We start from the raw sequence: 26,515 nt of genomic DNA, 5'->3' as shown, positions 1-26,515 counted from the left end.
GACTCATGATGAACCCTTTTTCATGGCTCCAGATGACAAACATGATCTCATATCAGGGACTTGCTCGCACCTTCCCTAGAGTTGCTCTTTCTTTCACTTTTCCAATGAAATAACCAAGAGCTTTTTTTCGCTCCTTTGCTTGGATAGAGTTTAGTTTTGCTAAGGTTAATGGATCATCATCTTGCAAGACATAGGTAGTAACAAAGCTAATACTTCTTTCCACAACCTGAATATAGGTAAGTGTGAATCCTATAAGAGAATATATGTCTTCGCTATTTGGTGATGTCATATTGAAACCTATCGTAGCCATAGGGAGCCCCAAACCTGCTCCTTTTTGCTGGCGGTTTAATGCTTTGTTAGGCACTGAATGGCACTATCCCAACTATAAAGCCTATTCCATTTGATCGACTCTTTCAGGTTAACTAGTGTCAGAACTCATTACCCTGCATCTCAGTTTCTGGTAGACAAGATGGCTACCGCTGGGGGTTTCAGCTCCCTGCGCGCTGCTTTATCACCAGATTGAAGAGGGGCATCTCAACAACAATTAGCTCCTCGGATAGTCTGATGAGTAGGGTATCAAACGCAAACCATTACAGTAAGCAAAAAGTTATCTATCAGACTGATTTCTTTCTCATTTTTTGATGAAGGTCAGCCTTGTAGGAAGAATTAAGGGAGGCTGCGGAGACCATAGCAAAGGAGGGTATTCCTGATGAAGACCCATCGTGCAAGAGTGAGAAAACAACTAGGAGCGCTATTGCGCCCCCAGTCCTTTGAGTACCAGTTGCCGCCCCTCTGGTGTCAGCGAGCTCATCAAGCCCAGTACCAACTGGTTCGTGGTCTTGGCCGAAGGGCTTAGGTGTGGGCGAACGACAAGGTGGCCACCCAGCTGTGGCCACACTCGGTATCGGTGCACTGGCAGTAGAGATCCGAGACATCATCGCTCAGTCGGTTGGTCTTGGTAATGCGGCCCCGCTGGCCAGACACTTTGCAATAAACCCGCATTACACCCCCTTTTCTATCTAAATCAAAAGCCTATCTTGCCACGGCAAACTCTGATACCTACCATCCGACCTATTACACCGCCATCATCTGGCCGAAGCACGCTCGCTGGTCCGGCCATGGCACGGTACAGGCGCTCAAGACCAAAGAGGTCGATGACAAGCTCAAGCCGTTCGCCATCCTTTGCCCGAATCGGGATCTCATCTACTGGAACCAGAGCGGCCATATCAGTTCTGCTCCATCGAGCCGATCGAGCAATTCGCCTACCTGGCGCACACCTACCTGCTGGGCCTCGGCATCACCGATGAGCCCAACCCGCAGATGAGGAAATGAAACCAGAACGGTTCGATCAGATGCTGGGGCCCTCAATGGCCTTGGCACCAGATCGATACCATTTCTTGTTTATCCCGGCCTGTCAGAGCGCGTTGCGGCGCGGCCCGAACGGCAGGCGCCAGCGAAACAGGCTGTTGAGGGTGGCGCGCCACTGGTTGGGGCGTCCCAGGATCTGCTTTTGCAACCGGGTCTCTTCCTTCAGCATCGCCTCGTCGCTGCGGGCCCAGGCCTGGTTGTAGAGCTGCTTGATCCCCGCCAGTGCGTCCGGCGACTTGGTGATGAGGGTCTTCGCGAACTCCCGCGCCTCGGCCAGTGGATCGTCGCAGACCCGGCTCACCAGCCCGAGAGACTTGGCCTCAGGCGCCGGCAGCTCGCGTCCGCTCATGGCCAGCTCCATGGCGGTGTCCACCCCCATCAGGTTGCGCATGGTGACGCTGCCGCTCATGTCGGGGATGATGCCCCACTTGATCTCCATCACCGAGAAACGGCAGTCGGGGGTGCTGAAGCGAAAGTCGGCGCCGAGCGCAATCTGCAGCCCGCCGCCAAAGCAGACCCCCTGGGTCACGGCGATCACCGGCACCGGCAACTCGTGCCAGCCATAGGCCACCCGCTGGACCAGGTTGGTGGCTTCATCCGCCTCGCGTTTTAAGATCTCGAGCGCCGCCACCGGCTGCTTGAGCATGGATTTCACATCCAGCCCGGCACAAAAGGCCCGCCCCTCCCCGTGCAGGATCACCGCCCGCAACCCCTTGTGCTGGCGCAGCTGATCGAGAACACCGTCGATGGCGCTGAACATGGCCCTGTCCAGCGCATTGAGCTTGTCGCCCCGTGCCAGCATCACCTCGGCGATGCCGTCCCGGATCTCGCATTTGACCCTTGGTTTTTCCATTTTCCCCTGTCCTCTCCTGAGTTCACACTGGTCATACCACCACGTTATCAGAGTGTTATCGCCAGGTACAGCGAGGAGCCCGGTTTCCCCACTGCCGCGGCGCGTGCGACTAAAGTCGGCTGGCTGGCCAGGCGCCGCTTTGTCAGACTGGCTTGACGCCACCGGCCAAGGATTGCCATGACCAGCCTGTTCAACTTTGCCCGCCCGCCGTTTGACTGCCTGAGCGCAGAGGAGCGCCAACGGCTCGAGCAGCACCTCTCCATCTGCTACTTTCGCGCCGGCCAGCCAGTGCTCAAGGCGGGTGATGCGCCCCCCGGCCTCTATCTCGTCCTCAAGGGAGCGGTGGAGGAGTCGAGCCCTCATCATCAGTTTGGCGACTATGGCGAGGGGGACCTGTTCGACGTGCGCGCCCAGTTCGACGGCCACTGCCGCCACCAGTTCAGTGCGCTGGAAGATCTGCTCTGCCAGCTGATCCCCAGAGCCACCTTCATCGAGCTGTGCGAGGGCAACCCCGCCTTCGCCCGCTACTTCACCGCCAGCCTGGCACAGCGGCAACAACAGCAGGAGCAGCGCGCCCAGCTGGGGCAGAAGAATCTGGCGGAGTTCATCCTGACCCGCATCGAGCCCGGCCATCTGCAGCCGGCGCTCATCGTCGACAGCCGCCTGTCGCTCTTGGCCGCCACCGAGGCTATGGTGGCCAAGGGCACCGATTGCCTGCTCTACCCGGCCACGGACGGCAGCCTGAGTCTGGCAACCCGCAAGACCCTGCTGCACGCCCTGACGCTCAAGGGACTGCCGCTGACGACGCCGCTGGCGGTGCTGGATCCGACCCCGCTCATCGGCCTGCCGCTGGGCAGTTATCTGTTCGACGCCCTGCTGCTGATGACCCGTCATCGCATCAAGCGGCTGGTGGTCTGGCAGGGGCAGGCCGTGGCGGGGATCCTGCACCTGACCCAGGTGCTCGGTCTCTTCTCCACCCACTCCCATGTGCTGACCCTGCGCATCGCCCGCGCCGACACCCTGCCGGCGCTGGAAGCGGTGGCCCGGGAGCAGCAACAGCTGACCCGCTCGCTGTTCGGCCAGGGGATCCACACCGCCTTTTTGATGAAACTCATCGCCACCATCAACGAGCAGCTAATCGCCAAGGCCTTTGCGCTGCTGATCCCGCCCGCGGTGCAGGAGCGGGTCTGCCTGCTGATGCTGGGCTCGGAGGGGCGCGGCGAGCAGATCCTCAAAACCGATCAGGACAATGCCCTGATCCTGCCCGCCGACCTGCACTGGCCGACCCAGCAGGCCGACCTGGCCGCCTTCAGCGAACTGCTGGCCCGGCTCGGTTACCCACCCTGCCCCGGCCGGGTGATGGTCAACAATCCGGCCTGGGTGAGACCCCTGGCGCTCTGGCAGCAGGAGATCGAGCGGGCCTGCGTCGAGGCCAGTGAAGCAGACTTGCTCTGGCTCGCCACCCTGGCCGACGCCCACCCCATCGCCGGCGATCGTGCCCTGCTTCCTCCTCTTGCGCGCAAGTTGCGCGAGCAACTGACCGAGCGGGGAGATCTGCTGGCGGAGATGGTGCGACCGGCGGTGGCGTTTCATGCGCCGCTCACCCTGTTTGGCCGTCTGGAGCGAGCGCCGGAGGGACTGGATCTGAAACGCGGTGGCCTCTTCCCGCTGGTACACGGCATTCGCATGCTGGCGCTGGAAGCCGCCATTCTGGAGACCTCTACCCTGGCACGGATCGAGGCGCTGGTGACGGCCGGGCGGCTTAGCACCGGCTTTGGCGACAATCTGGCGGAGGCATTCAGGCTGTTCGTTCGCTTGCGGCTGCGCAGCCAACTCAAGGAGGGAGAGAGCCGGGTGCAGGTGAATGATCTCAGCCACGGCGAGCGGGATCTGCTGCGCCAGGCGCTGCATCAGGTGAAGAAGTTCCAGCAGTGGCTCACCTTGCACTTTCGTCTGAGGCAGTAGCCATGTTGAACCGCCTGCGCCGTTATTGGCATGGCCGCCGCGTTCAAGACCCGGCGTTTGCCCCGCTCTATGCCGACCCGCCCGCCGACGAGTGGGTGGCCCTCGACTTCGAAACCACCAGCCTGGATCCTGCCCAAGCCGAGATCGTCGCCATCGGCGCGGTGCGCATCCAGGGCAACCGGGTGCTGACCGGCGAGGCGCTGTCCATCCGGGTGCAAGCGCCGGCCAGCCTGAGCGAACATTCGGTGGTGATCCACGGTCTGCGCCATCAGGATCTGCAACAGGGCATGACGCTGGAAGCCGCGCTGCGCCTTCTGCTCGCCTTTATCGGCCCGCGCGAACTGGTGGGCTATCACATCGCCTACGACCTGCGCATCCTCAATCTCGCCTGCCAGCGATGCTGGGGGCTGACCCTGGCGCAGCGCGGGATAGAGGTGAGCCGGCTCTACCACGATCACCTCTATCGCCGCTATCCCGATGCCGCCATCGACCTGCATCTGGCCGCCATCAGCAGCCATCTGCGCCTGCCGGCCCTGCCCGCCCACGATGCCCTGAGTGACGCCATCACCGCCGCCCTCATCTTCTTGCGCCTCACCCGGGGCGGGCCACTGGCTTATCCCAAAGTCTAATTGTCCACAAATAACATTTGATTCACATTTTGCTTACATGAGCAGCCCTGCTGCTCGGTAGGGACCTCCCTTCATTCACCGTCGACACTCAATGTCATGGAGCACTGCAATGGAACAGCAACCGTATCTTCGGATCCAGCAAGATCCCAACTTCCAGGAGCTGGTCGCCAAGCGCCAGCGCTTTGCCTGGTCCCTCTCCATCCTGATGCTGGGGCTCTATCTGGCCTTCATCATGCTCATCGCCTTCGCCCCCGGCTGGCTGGGCACCCCCTTGAGCGAAGGGTCCACCATTACCCGCGGTATCCCGGTCGGCGTTGGCCTCATCGTCTCCTCCTTCGTGCTGACCGGCATCTATGTGTTTCGGGCCAACAGCGAGTTTGACGAACTGAACCAGAAGATCCTCAAGGGAGCCCAATCATGAAAGGCAAGTCTCTGCTGTTGCTGGCCACGCTGGCCTCCTCCCCCCTGCTGGCAGCCGATGCGCTGACCGGCGAGGTGCATCGCCAACCGCTCAATATCTCGGCCATCGTGATGTTCGTGATCTTCGTGGCGGCCACCTTGTTCATCACCTACTGGGCCTCCAAGCGCAACCGCTCGGCCTCCGACTACTACGCCGCCGGCGGGCGCATCACCGGCTTCCAGAATGGCCTGGCCATCGCCGGTGACTACATGTCCGCCGCCTCTTTCCTCGGCATCTCCGCGCTGGTCTACACCTCCGGCTACGATGGCCTGATTTACTCCATCGGCTTTCTGGTGGGCTGGCCCATCATCCTGTTCCTGATCGCGGAGCGGCTGCGCAACCTCGGCAAGTACACCTTTGCCGACGTGGCATCCTATCGCCTCAAACAGACCGAGGTGCGCACCCTCTCCGCCAGCGGCTCGCTGGTGGTGGTCGCCCTCTACCTGATCGCCCAGATGGTGGGCGCCGGCAAGCTGATCGAGCTGCTGTTCGGCCTGCAATACCATGTGGCCGTGGTGCTGGTCGGCATTCTGATGGTGCTCTACGTGCTGTTCGGCGGCATGCTGGCCACCACCTGGGTGCAGATCATCAAGGCGGTGATGCTGCTCTCCGGTGCCAGCTTCATGGCCATCATGGTGATGAAGTCGGTCAACTTCGACATCGGTACCCTGTTCAGTGAAGCGGTCAAGGTGCACGAGAAGGGCATCGCCATCATGAGCCCGGGTGGCCTGGTCGCCGATCCCATCTCCGCCATCTCGCTGGGTCTGGCCCTGATGTTCGGCACCGCCGGCCTGCCCCACATCTTGATGCGCTTCTTCACCGTGAGTGACGCCAAGGAAGCGCGCAAGAGCGTGTTCTACGCCACCGGCTTTATCGGCTACTTCTACATCCTGACCTTCATCATCGGCTTTGGCGCCATCCTGCTGGTCAGCACCAACCCGGACTTCAAGGATGCCACCGGCGCCCTGCTGGGCGGCACCAACATGGCCGCCATCCACCTGGCCGATGCTGTGGGCGGCAGCCTGTTCCTCGGCTTCATCTCCGCCGTAGCATTTGCCACCATCCTGGCGGTGGTGGCCGGGCTGACCCTGGCCGGTGCCTCTGCGGTCTCCCACGATCTCTATGCCAGCGTCATCAAGAAGGGCAAGGCCAACGAAGCCGACGAGCTGCGCGTCTCCAAGTACACCACTGTGGTGCTGGGTGTGGTCGCCATTGGTCTCGGCATCCTGTTCGAGAAGCAGAACATCGCCTTCATGGTGGGGCTGGCCTTCTCCATCGCCGCCAGCTGCAACTTCCCGGTGCTGTTCCTCTCCATGTTCTGGTCTCGCCTGACCACTCGTGGCGCCGTCTACGGCGGCTGGTTGGGGCTGGTGAGCGCGGTCAGCCTGATGATCCTGGGCCCGACCGTGTGGGTGAAGGTGCTGGGCCATGCTCAGGCCATCTTCCCCTACGAGTACCCCGCTCTCTTCTCCATGGCGGTGGCCTTCGTCGGGATCTGGCTGTTCTCGGTCACCGACAAGTCGCAAAATGCGCTCGACGAGCACGCCAAGTTCTTCCCGCAGTTCGTCCGCTCCCAGACCGGACTGGGGGCAGCCAGCGCCAGCTCCCACTGAACCTTCGATTGACGGTTGCAAGCCGGCCCCCAGGCCGGCTTTTTTCATGCCGACAGGCAATGGCCAGCACCCGTTGCAATCGGAACGATGCGGCCATCGCCGCCAGGGGGCGCAAGCGCTCGCCACCACCCTCTCTATCCCCTCTGCAATAGGCCCGGATCACAGTTCTTGCTAAAACTTTCGGGGGATCTGTGCCATAATGCGCGCCATTTGACAGACCAACCGGGACATTCCAGTGCTTTCAAGCAACAACATCACCATGCAGTTCGGCGCCAAGCCGCTGTTTGAGAACATCAGCGTCAAGTTTGGCGGCGGCAACCGCTACGGCCTTATCGGCGCCAACGGCTGTGGCAAGTCCACCTTTATGAAGATCCTCGGCGGCGATCTGGAGCCCACTGGCGGTAATGTGAGCCTGGACGTCAACGAACGCATCGGTAAGCTGCGTCAGGATCAGTTCGCCTACGAAGAGATGCGCGTACTGGACGTGGTCATGATGGGTCACACCGAGCTGTGGGCCGCCATCGCCGAGCGCGATGCCATCTACGCCAACCTGGAAGCGACCGACGACGACTACATGAAGGCTGCCGAGCTGGAAGGCCTGGTCGCCGAGTACGACGGCTATACCGCTGAATCCCGCGCAGGCGAGCTGCTGCTGGGTGCCGGCATTCCCATCGAGCAGCACAACGGCCCGATGAGCGAAGTGGCACCAGGCTGGAAACTGCGGGTGCTGCTGGCACAGGCGCTGTTCTCCAACCCCGACATCCTGTTGCTGGACGAACCGACCAACAACCTGGACATCAACACCATTCGCTGGCTGGAACAGGTGCTCAACGATCGCGAGAGCACCATGATCATCATCTCTCACGACCGTCACTTCCTGAACTCCGTCTGTACCCACATGGCGGATCTGGACTACGGCGAGCTGCGCGTCTACCCGGGCAACTACGATGAGTACATGACGGCCGCCACCCAGGCCCGTGAGCGCCTGCTGGCCGACAACGCCAAGAAGAAGGCCCAGATCGCCGATCTGCAATCCTTCGTGTCGCGTTTCAGCGCCAACGCCTCCAAGTCCAGCCAGGCCACCTCCCGCCTCAAGCAGATCGACAAGATCAAGATTGAGGAAGTGAAGGTCTCCAGCCGGCAGAACCCCTTCATCCGCTTCGAGCAGGAGAAGAAGCTCTACCGCAACATCCTGGAGATCGAAGGCGTCTCCAAGGGCTATGGCGAGGCTCCGCTGTTCAAGGGCCTCAACATGATGCTGGAAGTGGGCGAGAAGGTCGCAATTCTGGGTACCAACGGGATCGGTAAATCCACCCTGATCAAAACCCTGGTGGGCGCGCTGGCACCGGACACCGGCACCATCAAGTGGTCCGAAAACGCCCAGATCGGTTACTACGCCCAGGATCACGCCGAGGACTTCGACACCGATCTCAACGTGTTCGACTGGATGGCCCAGTGGAAACAGGAGAACGAAGACGAGCAGGCGGTACGTTCCGTTCTGGGCCGTCTGCTGTTCTCCCAGGACGACATCAAGAAGCCGGTCAAGGTGCTGTCAGGTGGTGAGCAGGGCCGCATGCTGTTTGGCAAGCTGATGATGCAGCGCCCCAACATCCTGATCATGGATGAGCCGACCAACCACCTGGACATGGAATCCATCGAATCCTTGAACCTGGCGCTGGAGATGTACAAGGGCACCCTGATCTTCGTCTCCCACGACCGTGAGTTCGTCTCCTCCCTGGCGACCCGCATCCTGGAGCTGACTGAAAATGGCATCCGCGACTTCGGCGGTACCTACGAGGATTACCTGCGCACCCAGGGCGTGGTATAACCCCCTCCTGCCCGCACATCCCGTCAATGAAAACCGGCACCTCAGTGCCGGTTTTTTTTATGCCTGCGATTCTGCTGAACGACGCGGATCATCCCGTGCGTCATATCCCCTTCCCCCTGCCAAGACTGGATTGTCATCCCGCCAGAAAGGAGACCAAACAGGCCTTGCAGATAAAAAAACGGCCCCATCAAGGGGCCGTTTTCACATCGATTGGAGTCGGTTCGACTTATTCGACCGTGGCTTCCACATCGGTGAAGTACTCGATCTTGGCAGACTTGCGCAGCTCGTCGATAAGAGACTTATAGCTCACCTGAGCCTTTCCCTGACCCAGCTGGCCTTGCAGCAGCTTGGCCATGCCAGACGGCTCCTTGGCGACAGTCACCTTGTCCAGGGCCACCACTACGCGGTCGCCGTTGGCTTCGGTCACCAGCTCGACGCTCGGCTTGCCGTCGATCGGATGAGGCATGCGGAAGGCCTGTGCCACCAGGTTCTGATCCAGATCCTGAGCGAAGCGGGCTACCCCGTCATGATTCTCCACCTTCAGACCCAGCGCGGTCAGCTCGGCCTGGATATTCTCGCCAGCCTTGAGCTTGTCCAGCAGACCCTGCGCCTTGCCACGGGCCACTTCACTGGCCTTGTCGTGCTTGATGGCTGCAATCACCTGCTCCTTGATCTCCGCCAGCGGTTTGGCCGCTTTCGGCTGGTGACCGGTGATGTGCATGACCAGCGCCTTGCCATCCGCCAGCTCGATCACGTCGGAGTTGGTGTTGTCATCGCGCAGCTGCTCGGAGAAGGCGGCGGAGAGTACCTTGGGATCGTTCAGCGGTGCCGGTGCATCAGCCTGGCTGAAGTAACCGGTGGACTGCACCTTCAGACCCATGGTGTCGGCGGTCAAGTCCAGCGAATCCGGGTTCTCGAAGCTGCTGTCGGCCATCTTCTGCTGCTCGGCAAAGAACAGCTCCTTGGCCTTGTCTGCCTGCAGACGGCTGATGGTCTCTGCTTTCACATCGGCAAACGGCTTGGTCTGGGCCGGTTCAACCCCCAGCAGCTTGATGACGTGGAAACCGAACGGGCTCTTCACCACGGTGGAGAGATCGCCGGCCTTGGCCAGTGCAAACGCGGCCTTCTCGAACGCCGGATCCATCACCCCTTTCTCGAACCAATCCAGCTCGCCGCCTTTTTTGGCGGAGAAGGTATCGGATGAGTCAGCCTTGGCCAGCGCGGCGAAATCGTCACCGGCCTTGGCTTTGGCCAGCACGGCCTCGGCCTTCTGCTCGGCGGCTTTCTCGTCCTTGCCGAACGGGATCAGGATGTGAGCCACATGACGACGCTCGGCACGCTGGAACAGATCCTGGTGCTGATCGTAGTAATCCTGGGCATCCTGCTCGCTCACCTTGACGTCTTTGCCGAGGGTGGCAGCGTCCAGCAGCAGGTAGTCGACCTTGACCTGCTCGTCATTCATGAAGTGGCTGCTGTTGGCCTTGTAGTACTGCTCCACCTCTTCATCGGAGACTTTCACATCCCCCAGGTAGGCAGATGCGGCCAGGCGCACCAGACGCAGATCGCGAGTCTGGTTGTAGAGCTTGTCCAGTTGCTCGGCTTCGCCCTTGAGTGCAAATTCGGTGCCCAGCAGGGCGCCCATCAGTTGCTGGCGAACCATGTCCTGGCGCAGGGAGTCACGGAACATCTCCGGGGTCATGCCGGCGCGGCGGATCAGCTGCAGATAGCGATCGTTGTTGAACTTGCCATCTTCGGCAAACTCGGGCATGGCGACGATGGCCTGCTTGATCTGCTCATCGCTGACGCGCAGACCCAGTTCACGGGCCTTGCTGTCGAACAGGGCCTGATCGATCAGACGGTCCAGCACGCCACGGCGGAACTGCTTCATGTAGTCAGGATTGGCGGCCAACTGGCTGAAAGACTCCCCCATTTGGGATTCCATGCGGGCCCGCTCGTTGCGATAGGCATTTTCCAGCGCAGCGGAGCTGATGTCATTGCCGTTGACGGTGGCGGGGGCGGTACGAGCCGGGCCGTTGAGGTAGCTACCTACACCGGCCAAGGCAAAGGAGAGGATGATCAGGCCCAAGATAACCTTGGCTACCTTGCCCTGCGCCCCTTCGCGTAGTTTATCCAACATCATGTTTGTACTTATGCTCCCGAACTCGATGGGCGTAAATAATGAAAAGGCGCACCGATTGCGATGCGCCTTGGTCAATCAGTATGAGGGAGAGCCCTCTCACTTGTCTGGTCTGTGACCAAGGACGGTGGCCGATGTGATATCAGCGCCCGGCTTAGTTGACAGCGTCTTTCAGGGCCTTACCGGCTTTGAAGGCAGGAACTTTACCAGCGGCGATTTCGATGGTCGCGCCAGTTTGCGGGTTACGGCCAGAACGGGCAGCACGCTCGCGCACGGCGAAAGTACCGAAACCCACCAGAGCAACCTGGTCACCCTCTTTCAGGGCTTCACCCACGGCGTCAATGAAAGCATCCAGCGCACGGCCAGCAGCGGCTTTGGAGATATCAGCACCGTCTGCAATCTTGTCAATCAGTTGAGATTTATTCACTCTTATATTCCCCTTTTATCGAACATCGCTGCGGCGCCGATTTCCCTGGCCACAACAAGTGGAGGTTTTATAGCAAGCCTCCTGATCAGTTGCAAGTGACAATCTAGCGCAAACCCGCGCCACATCACGCATTGCGACTCATCATGAGTACCCGATCGGTGGTCAAGGCTACTTCCGTTATCCGGCGCATGCAAGCCTTAACCACCCCCCGAATGCGCCAAATTTGCGGCGCATCAACATTTACACGACAGAAACGCGCTCAAACCCTTGCGGATTGTCCTGCAACGCCAGTTCCAGCACCTCGTCAATCCAGCGAACCGGATAGATTTCAAGGTCTTGTTTGACGTTGTCCGGGATCTCCTCGAGGTCACGCTCGTTCTCTTTCGGGATCAGCACCCGCTTGATGCCACCGCGATGGGCGGCCAGCAGCTTCTCTTTGAGGCCGCCAATCGGCAGCACTTCGCCGCGCAGGGTGATCTCCCCCGTCATGGCCACATCAGCACGAACCGGATTACCGGTCAAGCTGGAGACCAGGGCGGTACACATGGCGATACCGGCGCTCGGACCGTCTTTCGGGGTCGCCCCTTCCGGTACGTGCACGTGGATATCGCGCTTCTCGTAGAAGTCGGCATTGATGCGCAGCTTCTCGGCACGGGCCCGTACCACCGTCATGGCGGCCTGGATGGACTCCTGCATCACGTCACCCAAGGAACCTGTGTAGGTGAGTTTGCCCTTGCCCGGCATGTTGGTGGTCTCGATGGTGAGCAGATCGCCCCCCACTTCGGTCCACGCCAGACCACACACCTGACCAACCTGGTTCTGATCGGTGGCCTTGCCGTAGTCAAAGCGCTGCACCCCGAGGAACTCCTTGAGGTTGGCCTGATTGACCTGAACATGCTTGATGCTCTTGTCCAGCAGGATGCGCTTGACCGCTTTGCGACAAATCTTGGAGATCTCGCGCTCCAGACTACGCACCCCCGCCTCGCGGGTGTAGTAGCGGATCACCCCGACCAGAGCGGAATCCTCGATGGTGATCTCGGACTCTTTCAGGCCGTTGCGCTGGATCTGCTTGGAGACCAGATGCTGCTTGGCGATGTTGAGCTTCTCATCTTCGGTGTAACCGGAGAGGCGGATCACTTCCATCCGGTCCAGCAGCGGACCCGGAATGTTCATGGAGTTGGAGGTGGCCACGAACATCACGTCCGACAGGTCATAATCCACTTCCAGATAGTGATCGTTGAAGCTGTTGTTCTGCTCGGGATCCAGCACTTCCAGCAGGGCTGAGGCGGGATCGCCACGCATGTCCGAACTCATCTTGTCGATTTCATCGAGCAGGAACAGCGGATTCTTCACGCCGACTTTCGCCATCTTCTGGATGAGCTTGCCGGGCATGGAACCGATATAGGTACGGCGGTGACCGCGGATCTCCGCTTCGTCACGCACCCCGCCCAGCGCCATGCGCACATATTTGCGACCGGTCGCCTTGGCGATGGACTGACCGAGCGAGGTCTTGCCCACGCCGGGAGGTCCTACCAGACAGAGGATGGGGCCCTTGAGCTTGTTGACGCGCGCCTGCACCGCCAGATACTCGAGAATGCGATCCTTGACCTTCTCCAGGCCATAGTGATCGGCATCCAGCACCTCTTGCGCCTTGCCCAGGTCTTTCTTGACCTTGGAGCGCGCCTTCCACGGCACCTGTACCATCCAGTCGACGTAGCTGCGCACCACGGTGGCCTCGGCCGACATGGGCGACATCATCTTCAGCTTGGCGAGCTCGGCCTGCGCCTTCTCACGGGCATCTTCCGGCATGCCGGCCTCTTCAATCTTGCGATTGAGGGCTTCGAATTCATCCGGACTGTCTTCCAGCTCACCCAGCTCTTTCTGGATGGCCTTCATCTGCTCGTTGAGATAGTACTCGCGCTGGCTCTTCTCCATCTGCTTCTTGACCCGGGAGCGGATGCGTTTCTCGACCTGCAGCAGGTCAATCTCCGACTCCATCATGGCCATCAGAAACTCGATGCGCTCGGACACGGAGGCGATTTCCAGCACCTTCTGCTTGTCTTCGAGCTTGAGCGGCATGTGGGCGGCCATGGTATCGGCCAGGCGCGCCGCATCGTCGATCGCCGAAATCGAGGTGAGCACCTCGGGCGGGATCTTCTTGTTGAGCTTGATATAGCCTTCGAACTGACCGATGGCGGAGCGCACCAGCACATCCTGGTCCTTCTCCTCAATCGCCTTGGAGGCGATGTAGTGCGCCTCGCCAACGAAGAAGTCCCGGTCGTCGATCATCCGCTCAAGACGGGCACGCTGACCCCCTTCCACCAGCACCTTGACGGTGCCATCGGGCAGCTTGAGCATCTGTAGAATATTGGCCACTGTCCCGACGGAGAAGATCTCCTCCACCGTCGGCTCATCGGTTGACGCATCCTTCTGGGCCACCAGCAGAACTTTCTTGTCCTGCTCCATGGCCGCTTCCAGACAGCGAATGGATTTTTCCCGCCCCACAAAGAGTGGAATGACCATGTGGGGGTAAACCACCACGTCACGAAGAGGCAGGACGGGAATCTCGATGCGTTCTGAACGCTCTAGGTTCATATATGTCCTCTCGGCTTGTTATACCGTTGGCAAAGCGCTTGGCTGAGTATATGGGGGCGCTTAGATGAGATTCAATCGCCGAAACCGCAAAAAGCATGAAAGGGGCAAAAAGCCCCTTTCATTTGATTAAAAATCAGACAGTTACTCTGATGCGGCGGCATGGGTCTCGGGATTTTCGTAGATCATCAAGGGCGCGGAGTCCCCCTTGATCACGGTTTCGTCGATCACCACCTTGCTGACACCGTCCAGCGACGGCAGGTCATACATGGTATCGAGCAACACGGCTTCCACGATGGAACGCAGACCGCGGGCGCCGGTTTTACGCTCCATCGCCTTGCGGGCGATGGCGTTCAACGCGTCGTCACGGAACTCCAGCTCCACCCCTTCCAGATCGAACAGCGCGGCATACTGCTTGGTCAGCGCATTCTTCGGCTCTTTCAGGATCTGGATGAGGGCAGCCTCGTCCAGCTCGGTCAGGGTCGCGACCACCGGCAGACGGCCGATGAACTCGGGGATCAGACCGTACTTGATCAGATCTTCCGGCTCCACCTTGGCAAAGCTCTCGCTCAAGGTCGCCTTGGCGCTCTTGGACTTGACCTCGGCACCAAAGCCGATGCCGGTGCCCTTGACGGAGCGCTGCTCGATCACCTTGTCCAGACCGGCAAAGGCGCCACCGCAGATGAACAGGATCTTGGAGGTATCAACCTGCAAGAACTCCTGCTGCGGGTGCTTGCGACCACCTTGCGGTGGCACGGAAGCAATGGTCCCTTCGATCAGCTTGAGCAGGGCCTGCTGTACCCCTTCCCCGGACACGTCGCGGGTGATGGAGGGGTTGTCCGACTTGCGGGAGATCTTGTCGATCTCGTCGATGTAGACGATGCCGCGCTGGGCCTTCTCTACGTCGTAGTCGCACTTTTGCAGCAGCTTCTGGATGATGTTCTCCACGTCCTCGCCCACATAACCGGCTTCGGTCAGGGTGGTGGCGTCGGCCATGGTAAAGGGAACGTCCAGCAGACGAGCCAGGGTTTCAGCCAGCAGGGTCTTGCCGCTGCCGGTCGGACCGATCAGCAGGATGTTGGATTTGCCCAGCTCCACACCACCGGACTCGCTGCCGCTGCGCAGCCGCTTGTAGTGGTTGTAGACGGCTACCGCCAGCACCTTCTTGGCGTACTCCTGCCCGATCACATAGTCATCCAGATGAGCGCGGATTTCATGAGGGGTCGGCAGCTCGCTACCATCGCGCTTGGGCGAGATCTCGCGGATCTCTTCGCGGATGATGTCGTTGCACAGCTCGACACACTCATCACATATGTAGACGGAAGGGCCAGCGATCAGCTTGCGCACTTCATGCTGGCTTTTGCCGCAAAAAGAGCAGTAGAGCAGCTTATCACCCTCACCCTTGCGTTTTTCTGTCATTCAGCAACCTCGTTTTATCAATAGAGGATGGATTGTCCTGTTGAGTTTACAACAGTCCGGAACACCCTGCCCATGCCTGATCTGCCGATTGAGGGCATCATCAAACCAGATGATGCCCTCGACGATGGTACGGGCTAGCTCGTGGCTCAGCCGCGGCGGCTCAGGACACCGTCAACCAGGCCATAGGCCACGGCCTGCTCGGCCGACATGAAGTTGTCACGGTCGGTGTCACGCTCGATGGTGGCCATGTCCTGACCGGTATGGAAGGCCAGACGCTCGTTCAGGGTATTCTTGATCTTCAGGATCTCCTGGGCATGGATCTGGATATCAGATGCCTGGCCCTGGAAACCGCCCAGCGGCTGGTGGATCATCACGCGGGCATTGGGCAGGCAGAAACGCTTGCCCTTGGCACCACCGGCCAGCAGGAAGGCACCCATGGAGCAGGCCTGCCCCATGCACACCGTGCTGACGTCCGGCTTGATGAACTGCATGGTGTCATAAATGGACATACCGGCCGTGACGGCCCCACCCGGAGAGTTGATGTAGATGCTGATGTCCTGATCCGGATTTTCAGACTCCAGGAACAGCAGCTGAGCCACCACCAGATTCGCCATGTGATCTTCAACCTGACCGGTCAGGAAGATCACCCGTTCCTTCAGCAGACGAGAATAGATGTCGTAGGAACGCTCCCCTTTCGCGGTTTGCTCTACCACCATCGGGATGAGCGCATTGCGTGGGGATTCAGTCACATCGTTATAGTTCTTGTACATAAGGCATTGTCCCTAAAATAAAATGGCCCGAGTGGAGATCACACGAGCCATTATACTTAACAGTCTTGACCTTAAGTCAAATGTTCTTAGGCAGCGGCACCGGACTTGTTGATCACTTCGTCAAATGCAACTTCCTTCTCGGTCACCTGGGCCTTGGACAGGATCAGGTCGATGGCTTGATCTTCAACTGCCAGGTTGCGAACGCCGTTCAGCATCTGTTCGTTCTTCTGGTAGTACTCGATCACTTCCTTCGGATCTTCGTAGGCAGTGGCCATGGATTCGATGATGCTGTTGACACGCGCTTCATCAGCCTTGATCTCGTTGGTACGGATCACGTCGCCCAGCAGCAGACCTACGCGTACACGACGCTCGGCCTGGCCCTGGAACAGCTCGGCCGGCAGTTCAGGAGCGTTGCCGCCCTGGAAGCCACCGAAACGCTGCAGCGCCTGCTGACGCAGGGCATCGATTTCCTGAGCAACGGCAGCCTTCGGCAGATCGATCTGGTTGGCTTCAACCAGACCGTTCAGAACCTGCTCTTTCACGCTGTTTTTCAGGGCTTGAGCCAGTTCGCGCTCCATGTTCTTGCGCACTTCGGCTTTCAGCTCTTCAACGTTGCCGCTCTCGATGCCGAAACGCTTGACGAACTCTTCGGTCAACTCAGGCAGGATCTGCTCTTCAACCTTGTTCAGCTTGGAAGCGAACTTGGCGGCTTTGCCTTTCAGGTTTTCAGCGTGGTAGTCAGCCGGGAAGGTCACGTCGATGGTGAACTCGTCGCCTGCTTTCTTGCCCAGGATGGCGTCTTCGAAGCCCGGGATCATGCGACCGGCACCCAGTACCAGGTTGAAGCCTTCGGCCTTGCCGCCGTCGAACTCTTCACCGTCGATGGAACCGACGAAGTCCATGGTCACACGCATGCCATCGGCAGCGGCGGCGTCCACTTCACTCCAGGTAGCGTGCTGCTTGCGCAGGGTGTCGATCATGTTGGCCAGATCTTCATCCTTCACGGTAGCAACCGGCTTCTCGACCTTGATGGTCTCGAGGCCAGCCACTTCAAACTCGGGGTACACTTCGAAGGTCGCGGTGAATTCGAAGTCCTGACCTTCCTGGATCTCTTTCGGATCCATGGTCGGGGCACCGGCCGGGCTCAGTTTGTTTTCGATGATGGCCTTGATGAAGTTGCTCTGCATCATTTCGTCAGCAACGCGAGCATGAGCCATGGCGCCGAACATCTTCTTGATGATGGCAACCGGAGCCTTGCCAGGACGGAAACCGTCGATGCGACGGGTTTTGGCCAGGCCGTTCAATTCTTTGCGCACGGCGGCGTCAACGGTAGCGGCCGGTACGGTGATGGTAAGACGGCGTTCCAGACCCTGGGTTGTCTCTACAGAAACTTGCATTCTTCTACCTCGTTCAACTCAGCACTGCGTGCTGACCCTTTATTGCCCCTGGGCAAAGCCCGGAGTCTTCCTGTTTATAAAGACAACGACTGTCTTTGTGATGAGAAAATATGACGCGACATTATAGCGGCGCACTTTGATCGAGTCGAGCCACACGTCCCCCAACCGGGCAGGGGATGGCACAATTCCCGCCAAACTGCCCCTTATATGGGGAATAGCGGAGCCGACTTCAAGCACACAAGCCGCAAGAATTTGCACTTGCTCACCTTTTTTCGTGCAAGAGCCTACTTTTTCACCTCATATCTCTCCATCGCGGTCTCTTTTCGCCCCCTGCGACCCAAATTGTCCACCCCGCCCCTTCAACCATTGCGTCCATGACCATCGCTCGTTATGGTGGCAGCCATCTTGATAAGTCTGGAGTCACCGACATGGCCTTTTTCCGCTTCTTGTTCAATCTGCTCTGGTTCGTACTGGGAGGCGTCTTCATGGGGCTGGCCTGGTGGCTGGCCGGGCTGATCTGTTTTATCTCCCTCATCGGGATCCCCTGGGGACGCGCCTGCTTCGTCATCGGCACCTTTACCTTCTTCCCGTTTGGCAAGCAGGCGGTCAACCGCAAGACCATGACCGGTCTGAGCGACATGGGTACCGGCACCATGGGGCTGATTGGCAACATCATCTGGTTCGTGCTGATCGGGATCTGGCTGGCCATCGGCCACATCGCCTCGGCGCTGGCCTGCTTCGTCACCATCGTCGGCATCCCGTTCGGCATCCAGCACCTCAAGCTGGCGCTCATCAGCCTGGCCCCCATCGGCCAGATGATCGTCACCAATCAGGAGGCCGAATCCGGTCGTTATATTCGCTGAAGGCGATGCCGTCAGCCGTAAAAAAGGGCAGACTAGGGTCTGCCCTTTTTCATTGCCATCTTTGAGGTCATCCATGCTGCCCAGCCACTTCTTCGCCAATCTCGCCCGCATGAAGCTCATCTATCGCTGGCCGCTGATGCGCAACATCCAGCCCGAAAACATCGCAGAGCACAGTCTGCAGGTGGCCATGGTGGCCCACGCCCTCGGCCTCATCAAAAACCGGCTCTTTGGCGGCAACGTGGATGCCGATCGCGCCGCCGTCATGGCCCTCTATCACGACAGCAGCGAGGTGCTGACCGGCGATCTGCCCACGCCGGTCAAGTACTTCAATCCCGAGATTGCCCGCGAATACAAGAAGATTGAGCTGGCCGCCGAGCAGCGCCTGCTGGGCATGTTGCCGCCCGAGCTGGTCGAGGATTTTCGCCCGCTGCTCGATTCGGCAGCCCAGGATGGCGAACTGGCCAGACTGGTGAAGGATGCCGACACCCTCTGCGCCTATACCAAGTGCCTGGAAGAGATTAACGCCGGCAACCGGGAGTTCGAGCCGGCGCGCAAGCGCCTCGAGCAGATGCTGGCGGCCCGGATGAGCGACGAGATGCGCTACTTCATCGATATCTTCGTGGCGAGCTTCTCGTTGCCGCTGGATGAACTCAACGCCCACTAAACCAGACATCCCCCCAAAACAGCAGGGCCCGCCGGTTTGCACCGGCGGGCCCTTCGTTTTTATCAGCAGCAAGATGCCGCCTATCAGTGCCCCAGCTCGCGGGACGGCACCAGCCCGCTTGCCCGCCAGGCGGGGTAGAGGGTGGCCAGCAGGCTCATCAGGATGGCGGCGCCGGTCACGATGAGCAAGTCCTGCATGTGCAGCTCGGTCGGCAGGAAGTCGATGAAGTAGATGTCCGGGTTGAGGAAACGGTGGCCAATGAGCTTCTCGATGCCCCCCAGGATCTGGGTCAGCTTGCTGGAGAGCAGGCCGCCCAGCAGGGCGCCGAGCAAGGCACCCGCCACCCCGTTCACCATCCCCTGAATGACGAAGGTGAGCCGGATCTGGCCCGGGCTCGCCCCCATGGTCTTCAAGATGGCTATTTCGCTGCGCTTCTCGTTCACCGCCATTACCAGGGTGGAGACGATGTTGAAACAGGCCACCGCCACCACCATCAGCATCACCACGTACATCACGGTGCGCACCATCTGGATGTCCTGATAGAGATAACCCTGGCGGCTCATCCAGCTGCTGATGTAGACGTAGTGCGGGAACTTCTGGGCGGCCGCCACCGTGATGGACTGCGCCTTGAGCACGTCGTTCACCTTGAGGCTGAAGCCCTCCACCGCACTGCCCATGCCGGTGATGGCCTGGGCATCCGCCAGATGCATGAAGCCGAGCACCCCATCGAGCTGGCCGCCGATCTCGAGCAGCCCCACCACGGTGAGAGACTCGCGCTTCGGGTTCTTGATGCCAGCGGCATCGCCGCCCTGGGGCAGCAGCAGGGTGACAGTATCCCCTATCTTGACCCCCAGCTTGTCGGCGATGGTCTTGCCGAGGATGAGGCCGTGCTCGCCGGCTTCCAGCTCGCGCAGACCCCGGCCCGTCATGTAGTTGCCCGCATCGGACAGATTGGCTTCAAGCTCCGGCAGCACGGCGCGCACCTGCAGCCCTTTGAGGGCACTGCCGTGCTCCAGCAGGCCGTCGAGCCGGATCACCGGGGCGGCAGCCTCCACCCCGGGCTGGGCCAGCAGGTAGTCCCGCAGCTTGGGCCAGTTGGGGAGCGGTGCCTCCATCCCCATCAGCTCACCGTGGGGCACCACGGAGAGCACCCGGTTCTTGAGTTCCCGCTCAAAGCCGTTCATGGCGGAGAGCCCCAGAATAAGCGCCATCACCCCGAGGGCGATACCGATGAGGGAGGAGGCGGAGATAAAGGCGATGAAGCCGTTGCGACGGCGGGAGCGGCTGTAACGCAGGCCCAGAAACAGGGGCAGCGGTTTGAACATCAGGCGACCTCCGCCATCACGCCGCTCACCAGGGTCACCCGGCGATGGAGCTTGGCTGCCAGGCTGAGATCGTGGGTCACCACCACGAACGCGGTGCCGAGCTCGCGGTTGAGCTCGCAGAGCAGCTCATAGACGGCGGTGGCGCTGGCGTGATCCAGGTTGCCGGTGGGCTCGTCCGCCAGCACCAGGCTGGGTTCGTTGACCAAGGCACGGGCGATGGCCACCCGCTGGCGTTCGCCACCGGAGAGTTCGGACGGTCGGTGGTTGAGACGGTGGGAGAGCCCTACCCGCCCCAGCATCCGGCTCGCCTTGTCGGTCGCGCTCTTCACCGACTCACCGGCGATCAGCAGCGGCATGGCAGCATTTTCCAACGCGGTGAACTCGGAGAGCAGGTGGTGGAACTGGTACACAAAACCCAGCTCCTGATTGCGAAACTTCGCCTGGGTGCGGCTGTCCCAGCGATGGATGTCCTGCCCCTTGAACAACACGGCGCCGCTGGAGGGGTTGTCGAGCGCCCCCATCAGGTGCAGCAGGGTGGTCTTGCCGGAGCCCGAGCTGCCCACCACCGCCAGCATCTCGCCGGGCGCCACGCTAAGATCGATGCCCTTGAGTACCTGGGTCTCCAGATCGCCCTCTTTGTAGACATGGTTGAGGGCCTGACAGCGCAGCAGCGGCTCGCAGGAGACGGATTGATTCATAAAGGAGGCTCCACTTGCACCTGTAACAACGCCGGCGCCGGCAGCAACACCGGCACCAGTAACAACAGAAGATGAATTATTCATAACGCAGCGCCTCGGCCGGTTTGACCCGGGCCGCACGGGCCGCCGGGTAGAGGGTGGCGCTGAAGCTGAGCAGCACGGCACCCAGCAAAATGGTCACGACCTGAGCGGGTTCGACGATGACCGGCAAGCCCGAGCCGCCAGCCGTCATGTAGAGGTTGAGCCCCACCGCATCGAGCAAGGGGTTGAGCCCCATGGAGAGCGCCAGCCCCGCCAGACCGCCGAACAGGGCGCCGATGACGCCGCTGGAGGCCCCCAGCACCATGAAGATCTTGACGATGCCGGTCTCGCTCATGCCCATGGTGCGCAGGATGGCCACCTCCCCTTCCTTGTCGGTCACCACCATCACCAGGGCGGAGAGGATGTTGAAGGTGGCGACCGCGATGATCAGCACCAGCATCAGCCCCATCATCCGCTTCTCCATGGCCACCGCCTGGAACAGCTCGCCGCGCTCGCGGCGCCAGTCCTGCCACTCCAGCCCGTCCGGCAGCGCCGTCTTCACCACCTGATCAGCGGCGAAGGGGTCATCCAGCCAGAGGCGGATGCCGCCCACCTGATCCGCAGGCAACCGCAGCATGCGCTGGGCATCCCCCAGCGCAATCAGGGCGACCTGGCTGTCCACGTCGGCACCGACCCCGAAGATGCCGGAGACGGTAAAGAGACGCTGGGCCGGTACCCGGCCAAACGGGGTGAAGCGGGTGCCTTCGGTCAGGATCAGACGGACCTGGTCGCCCATGGAGACCTTGAGGCGATTGGCCACCCCCTGCCCCAGCACTATGTGGTATTCGCCGGCCTGCAGGCTGTCCAGACGCCCCATCTGCATCTGGGCGTGCAGGATGTCGTCCTTGGGCCACTGGGCGGGACCGATGCCCTGCACGCTGACGCCGGTGAGCTGACCGGGGCTTTGCAGCATGCCTTCGCTGTCGAGCATGGGGGCATGGGCAATCACGTGCGGCAGCCTGGCCAGATCGGGTAGGCCCTGCGGCGCGGCATCGATGCGCCCCGCCGGGCTGGTCACCACCACATGGGGGATCACCCCCAGGATGCGGCCCTTGAGCTGCCCTTCAAAACCGTTCATCACCGAGATGACCACCATCAGGGCGGCGACCCCGATGGCGATGCCGAAAGTGGAAAACAGGGAGATAAATGAAACGAAGCGATTGCTGCGTCGCGAGCCTGCATAACGCAGGCCGATGGCCAGCGACAGTGGCTGAAAAAGTCCAGTCTTCAAGGATATCTACATTGCCAACAAAATAAGATACCGGATAATAAAGGGAAACCGTCTATGACAACAAGGGATAGCCTCCATGCAGGAACAGTTCTTCAGTGTCACCCATGCCACACCGGTCAATGTGATCCCCATGCCCGGTGACTTTCATCTGCCCTCGCTGGAGGCACTGGAGGCCGAGCTGCCCGAACCGTTTCGCATCGCCTCCGCCATTACCTCCATCGACATGGTGACCAGCCGCCTGATCCGCAATCAGAACGATTCGATGCACGATCTGGTGGAGATCATCAACCAGCAGTCGCGCAAGATCGACATGATCATGGGCTATGTGCTGTCGGTGCAGGATCATCCGGAACATCGCTTTCACACCCTGCGCTTTGGTGCCGGCCAGCTGACCTATCTGCATCCGCGCCAGGGCCACGGCGAGGTGCCGCACCTGCACCAAATTGTGCGGCTCAAGATCTTCCTGCGCGAAGAGGCCTCCGCCATCTACTGCTACGGCCAGGTCAAGCAGCTGGAACCGAGCGAGCACGGCACCCACGTGATGCTCGACTATGTGCGGATCCGCGAGGATGACCGTGAACTGCTGGTACGTGCCAGCCTGCATATCCAGTCCAAACAACTCAAACTTCGTGCGCAAGACCGTCAACGTTAAAAGAATCGAATGATGCCAATGAAGCTTCCCGCCTTGCCCGCCAAGGCGGGCCAAAAGTTAACGCTCGGCCAGCTGACAGGCAGCAGCCTCTCGCTGATGGCCGCCCGCCTCACCCAGGAGGCGCATCGCCCCGTCCTGCTGGTGACCGCCGATACCCCGAGCGCCCTGCGCCTCGAACAGGAACTGCAATACCTGTTGGCCGACACCGGCTGTCCGGTGCTGCTGTTCCCGGACTGGGAGACCCTGCCCTACGACACCTTCTCCCCCCATCAGGACATCATCTCCCAGCGGCTCGAGACCCTCTACAAGCTGCCGCAGATGAGCAGCGGCGTGCTGATCGTGCCCATCTCCACCCTGATGCTGCGCACGGCGCCCCGGGTCTATCTCGACAAATACAGCCTGATGGTGAAAAGCGGTCAGCGCCTCAATCTGCAGCAGCTGCGCGCGCGCCTCGCCGAGGCGGGCTATGTGGCGGTGGAGCAGGTGCTGGAGCACGGCGAATTTGCCGCCCGCGGCTCCCTGCTCGATCTCTTCCCCATGGGCAGCAGCAGCCCCTATCGCATCGACTTCTTCGACGACGAGGTGGACTCCATCCGCCCCTTCGATCCCGAGACCCAGCGCTCCAGCGAGCCGGTCAAGAGCGTCAGCCTCTTGCCTGCCCGGGAGTTTCCCACCGACGAAGGGGCCATCGAGCTGTTTCGCGGCCAGTATCGCGAACAGTTCGAGATCTCCCGCGCCGAGGGCTCCGTCTATCAGGAGGTGAGCAAGGGGCGCTGGCCGGCCGGCATCGAGTACTATCTGCCGCTCTTCTTCCAGCAGACCGCCAGCCTGTTTGACCACCTGCCGGACAACACCCTGCTGCTGACCGTGGGGGAGATCTACCCCGCCGCCCAGCGCTTCTGGAACGACATTGCTCAACGCTACGAGGACAGGCGCTGGGACAATACCCGTCCCCTGCTGCCACCCCAACAGATCTATCTGCCGGTGGAGCAGCTGTTTGCGGCGCTCGGCCAATACGCGGCCGTGCGGCTGCAGGAGGCGCCCACTGCCGGTGATGCGGGCCAGCACGACCTGCCCATCTCGGCGCTGCCCGAGCTGCAGCTCGATCACAGCAAGGAGCAGCCGCTGCTGGCCCTCAACCAGTTCCTGCAAGGTTTTGCTGGGCGCACCCTGTTTGCGGTGGAGTCCGAGGGGCGGCGCGAGGTGCTGGGCGATCTGCTGGCCCGCATCGCGCTGCAGCCCAAGGAGTTCGCATCACTCGACGCCTTCATTACCAGCAAGGCCCGTCACGGCCTGCTGGTGGCACCGCTCGAGCGCGGCTTCTTGCTGCGAGAGCCGGGGCAAGAGGAGCTCGCGCTCATCACCGAGACCGAACTGCTGGGCGGCAAGATCCGCAGCAAACGGCAACGGGAGAAGAGCAAGAACCTGAGCTCGGATGCGGTGATCCGAAACCTCGGCGAGCTGACCCAGGGTCAGCCGGTGGTGCACCTGGATCACGGGGTCGGCCGCTATCTGGGGCTGGAAACCATCGATGCCGGCGGCCTGCCCACCGAGTTTCTGACCCTGGAATACGCCGGCGGCGACAAGTTGTTCGTGCCGGTCACCAGTTTGCACCTGATCAGCCGTTATACCGGCTCGGACAACCCGCCCAGCCACAAGCTCGGCGGCGAGGCCTGGGTCAAGGCCCGGCGCAAGGCGGCCGAAAAGGTGCGCGACGTGGCAGCCGAGCTGCTGGATGTCTATGCCATGCGGGCGGCCCGTCACGGCTTTGCCTTCAAACACGACCGCGAGGCCTATCGCCAGTTTGCCGCCGGCTTCCCGTTCGAGGAGACCGACGACCAGCTCAACGCCATCAATGCGGTGCTCGGCGACATGTGCCAGGCCAAGAGCATGGATCGGCTGGTGTGCGGCGACGTGGGCTTCGGCAAGACCGAGGTGGCGATGCGGGCGGCGTTTGTGGCAGTGCATGGCGGCAAGCAGGTGGCCGTGCTGGTGCCCACCACCCTGCTCGCCCAGCAGCACTATGACAACTTCCGCGACCGCTTCGCCAACTGGCCGGTACGGGTCGAGGTGTTGAGCCGCTTCCGCTCTGCCAAGGAGCAGTCCGCCGTGATGAAAGAGCTGGCCGAGGGCAAGGTCGACATCATCATCGGCACCCACAAGCTGCTCGGCGCCGAGCTTACCTTCAAGGATCTGGGGCTGCTCATCGTCGACGAGGAGCATCGCTTCGGGGTGCGCCAGAAGGAGAAGATCAAGGCGCTGCGGGCCGACGTGGACATCCTCACCCTCACCGCCACCCCCATTCCGCGCACCCTCAACATGGCGATGTCGGGCATGCGGGATCTCTCCATCATCGCTACCCCGCCCGCCAAGCGGCTCGCCATCAAGACCTTCGTGCGCCAGCAGGAGCCGGCGGTCACCCGCGAGGCGGTGCTGCGGGAGTTGAAGCGCGGCGGCCAGGTCTACTACCTGCACAACGACGTGGAGAGCATCGAGAAGTGCGCGGCAGATCTTGCCGAGCTGGTGCCGGAGGCGCGCATCGGCATCGCCCACGGCCAGATGCGCGAGCGCGAGCTCGAGCGGGTGATGTCGGACTTCTACCACCAGCGCTTCAACCTGCTGGTCTGCACCACCATCATCGAGACCGGCATCGACGTACCGAGCGCCAACACCATCATCATGGATCGGGCGGATCACCTGGGATTGGCCCAGCTGCACCAGCTGCGGGGCCGGGTCGGCCGCTCCCACCACCAGGCCTATGCCTACCTGCTCACCCCCCATCCCAAGCTGATGACCAAGGATGCGGCCAAGCGGCTGGAGGCCATTGCGTCCCTTGAAGATCTCGGTGCTGGCTTTGCACTGGCCACCCACGATCTGGAGATCCGCGGCGCCGGCGAACTGCTCGGTGACGATCAGAGTGGCCAGATTGAATCGGTCGGCTTCACCCTCTACATGGAGATGCTGGAGCAGGCGGTCGAGGCGCTGAAATCGGGCAAAGAGCCGTCGCTCGAACAACTCATGAGCCAGCACACCGAGGTGGAGCTGCGCCTGCCTGCGCTGTTGCCGGACGACTACATCCCGGACGTCAACATGCGCCTCTCCATGTACAAGCGGATCGCCAGTGCGGCGGACGAGCAGGAGCTGCGCGAACTGAAAGTGGAGCTGATCGACCGTTTTGGCCTGTTGCCGGAGCCGACCAAAACCCTGCTGGAGCTGGCCGCCTTCCGCCAGCGCGCCACAGCCCTTGGCATTCGCCGGGTGGAGATGAGCGAGCGTGGCGGCTATCTGGACTTTACCCAGGAGACCAAGGTCAACCCTGCCTATCTGGTCAAGCTGCTCTCCGAGCAGCCGCGCATCTACAAGATGGACGGGCCGACCCGGCTGCGCTTCCAGGTGCCGACCCAGGACAGGGCCATGCGCCTCAAGCTGGTGGACGGCCTGCTGGCAGACCTCGCCAACAACAGCCTGTAGGCGGAAAGCGAAACAAAACGGGAGCCACTGTGGCTCCCGTTTTGTTTATGTTGGCTGGTGACGAGCGTCTCC

Annotated in this window: 20 protein-coding genes and 1 pseudogene; 9 read left to right on the top strand and 12 right to left on the bottom strand. The window is 61.0% G+C overall.

The genetic code is table 11. The features are described from left to right. Nucleotides 1-52: 52 nt before the first annotated feature. From PG899_RS19885 to PG899_RS19875, 3 genes and pseudogenes are all read right to left on the bottom strand, one after another. Nucleotides 53-364, bottom strand: a complete 312-nt coding sequence (locus PG899_RS19885) for a hypothetical protein (protein WP_270697594.1) — start codon at nt 362-364, stop codon at nt 53-55. A 387-nt stretch (nt 365-751) separates the two neighbouring features. Continuing rightward, nucleotides 752-1,002: pseudogene (locus tag PG899_RS19880) on the bottom strand (ogr/Delta-like zinc finger family protein). Between the two features lie 412 nt (nt 1,003-1,414). After that, on the bottom strand, nt 1,415-2,221 hold the full coding sequence (locus tag PG899_RS19875; protein WP_077096976.1) for a crotonase/enoyl-CoA hydratase family protein: 807 nt from the start codon (nt 2,219-2,221) through the stop codon (nt 1,415-1,417). 177 nt (nt 2,222-2,398) lie between these two features. Between PG899_RS19875 and PG899_RS19870 the strand changes: the two genes are divergently transcribed. The 5 genes from PG899_RS19870 (at nt 2,399) to PG899_RS19850 (ending at nt 8,716) form a co-directional block, all read left to right on the top strand. Next, nucleotides 2,399-4,186 carry a putative nucleotidyltransferase substrate binding domain-containing protein gene (locus PG899_RS19870; RefSeq protein WP_077096978.1) on the top strand — a complete coding sequence of 596 codons (1,788 nt, stop codon included), beginning with the start codon at nt 2,399-2,401 and terminating at the stop codon, nt 4,184-4,186. Nucleotides 4,187-4,188: 2 nt separating this feature from the next. Next, the gene (locus PG899_RS19865) at nt 4,189-4,815 is read left to right on the top strand and encodes a 3'-5' exonuclease (protein ID WP_077096980.1); all 627 of its coding nucleotides are present in this window, start codon (nt 4,189-4,191) and stop codon (nt 4,813-4,815) included. Between the two features lie 109 nt (nt 4,816-4,924). Then, nucleotides 4,925-5,236, top strand: a complete 312-nt coding sequence (locus PG899_RS19860) for a DUF485 domain-containing protein (protein ID WP_077096982.1) — start codon at nt 4,925-4,927, stop codon at nt 5,234-5,236. Continuing rightward, nucleotides 5,233-6,888: a cation acetate symporter gene (locus PG899_RS19855; RefSeq protein WP_017408234.1), complete on the top strand. Its 1,656-nt coding sequence runs from the start codon at nt 5,233-5,235 to the stop codon at nt 6,886-6,888. The genes PG899_RS19860 and PG899_RS19855 overlap by 4 nt, the downstream gene beginning before the upstream one ends. A gap of 235 nt (nt 6,889-7,123) precedes the next feature. Further along, a complete protein-coding gene (locus tag PG899_RS19850) occupies nt 7,124-8,716 on the top strand; it encodes an ABC-F family ATPase (protein WP_077096984.1) in 1,593 nt (530 codons plus the stop codon). A 226-nt stretch (nt 8,717-8,942) separates the two neighbouring features. Here the strand turns inward: PG899_RS19850 and ppiD are convergent, their stop codons facing one another. From ppiD to tig, 6 genes are all read right to left on the bottom strand, one after another. Beyond that, on the bottom strand, nt 8,943-10,856 hold the full coding sequence (gene ppiD, locus PG899_RS19845) for a peptidylprolyl isomerase (protein WP_043123304.1): 1,914 nt from the start codon (nt 10,854-10,856) through the stop codon (nt 8,943-8,945). 151 nt (nt 10,857-11,007) lie between these two features. Beyond that, entirely contained in the window at nt 11,008-11,280 is a 273-nt protein-coding gene (gene hupB, locus PG899_RS19840) for a nucleoid-associated protein HU-beta (protein WP_005315375.1), read from the bottom strand. A gap of 240 nt (nt 11,281-11,520) precedes the next feature. After that, entirely contained in the window at nt 11,521-13,875 is a 2,355-nt protein-coding gene (lon, locus tag PG899_RS19835; protein ID WP_077096986.1) for an endopeptidase La, read from the bottom strand. A 141-nt stretch (nt 13,876-14,016) separates the two neighbouring features. Beyond that, nucleotides 14,017-15,291, bottom strand: a complete 1,275-nt coding sequence (gene clpX / locus PG899_RS19830; protein WP_190283610.1) for an ATP-dependent protease ATP-binding subunit ClpX — start codon at nt 15,289-15,291, stop codon at nt 14,017-14,019. A 146-nt stretch (nt 15,292-15,437) separates the two neighbouring features. Continuing rightward, nucleotides 15,438-16,061: an ATP-dependent Clp endopeptidase proteolytic subunit ClpP gene (gene clpP, locus PG899_RS19825; RefSeq protein WP_005301526.1), complete on the bottom strand. Its 624-nt coding sequence runs from the start codon at nt 16,059-16,061 to the stop codon at nt 15,438-15,440. Between the two features lie 86 nt (nt 16,062-16,147). Then, on the bottom strand, nt 16,148-17,458 hold the full coding sequence (gene tig, locus PG899_RS19820) for a trigger factor (protein ID WP_077096990.1): 1,311 nt from the start codon (nt 17,456-17,458) through the stop codon (nt 16,148-16,150). A 428-nt stretch (nt 17,459-17,886) separates the two neighbouring features. Between tig and PG899_RS19815 the strand changes: the two genes are divergently transcribed. Together PG899_RS19815 and yfbR are read left to right on the top strand one after the other, a co-directional pair. Further along, on the top strand, nt 17,887-18,321 hold the full coding sequence (locus PG899_RS19815; RefSeq protein WP_011705879.1) for a YccF domain-containing protein: 435 nt from the start codon (nt 17,887-17,889) through the stop codon (nt 18,319-18,321). Between the two features lie 73 nt (nt 18,322-18,394). Further along, nucleotides 18,395-18,985, top strand: coding sequence for a 5'-deoxynucleotidase (gene yfbR / locus PG899_RS19810; protein WP_017408232.1), 591 nt, complete (start codon nt 18,395-18,397; stop codon nt 18,983-18,985). Nucleotides 18,986-19,068: 83 nt separating this feature from the next. Here the strand turns inward: yfbR and lolE are convergent, their stop codons facing one another. The 3 genes from lolE to PG899_RS19795 all read right to left on the bottom strand — a co-directional run bounded on the left by lolE (nt 19,069) and on the right by PG899_RS19795 (nt 22,320). Then, nucleotides 19,069-20,310 (bottom strand): lipoprotein-releasing ABC transporter permease subunit LolE, encoded by a 1,242-nt coding sequence (lolE, locus tag PG899_RS19805; protein WP_041217146.1) that lies wholly within the window; start codon nt 20,308-20,310, stop codon nt 19,069-19,071. After that, nucleotides 20,310-21,008, bottom strand: coding sequence for a lipoprotein-releasing ABC transporter ATP-binding protein LolD (gene lolD, locus PG899_RS19800; RefSeq protein WP_020480138.1), 699 nt, complete (start codon nt 21,006-21,008; stop codon nt 20,310-20,312). The genes lolE and lolD overlap by 1 nt, the downstream gene beginning before the upstream one ends. A gap of 76 nt (nt 21,009-21,084) precedes the next feature. Further along, nucleotides 21,085-22,320 (bottom strand): lipoprotein-releasing ABC transporter permease subunit, encoded by a 1,236-nt coding sequence (locus PG899_RS19795; RefSeq protein WP_190283611.1) that lies wholly within the window; start codon nt 22,318-22,320, stop codon nt 21,085-21,087. A gap of 76 nt (nt 22,321-22,396) precedes the next feature. Here PG899_RS19795 and PG899_RS19790 point away from each other — a divergent pair, with 76 nt between their 5' ends. Next, on the top strand, nt 22,397-22,972 hold the full coding sequence (locus tag PG899_RS19790) for a hypothetical protein (RefSeq protein WP_011705874.1): 576 nt from the start codon (nt 22,397-22,399) through the stop codon (nt 22,970-22,972). Between the two features lie 9 nt (nt 22,973-22,981). Beyond that, nucleotides 22,982-26,443 (top strand): transcription-repair coupling factor, encoded by a 3,462-nt coding sequence (gene mfd, locus PG899_RS19785; RefSeq protein ID WP_077096995.1) that lies wholly within the window; start codon nt 22,982-22,984, stop codon nt 26,441-26,443. The last annotated feature ends 72 nt before the right edge of the window (nt 26,444-26,515 follow it).

The sequence above is a fragment of the Aeromonas sp. QDB39 genome (assembly GCF_027707585.1).
GTDB classification, from domain to species: Bacteria; Pseudomonadota; Gammaproteobacteria; order Enterobacterales; family Aeromonadaceae; genus Aeromonas; species Aeromonas hydrophila.
This window is presented reverse-complemented; position numbering and strand designations above follow the sequence as displayed.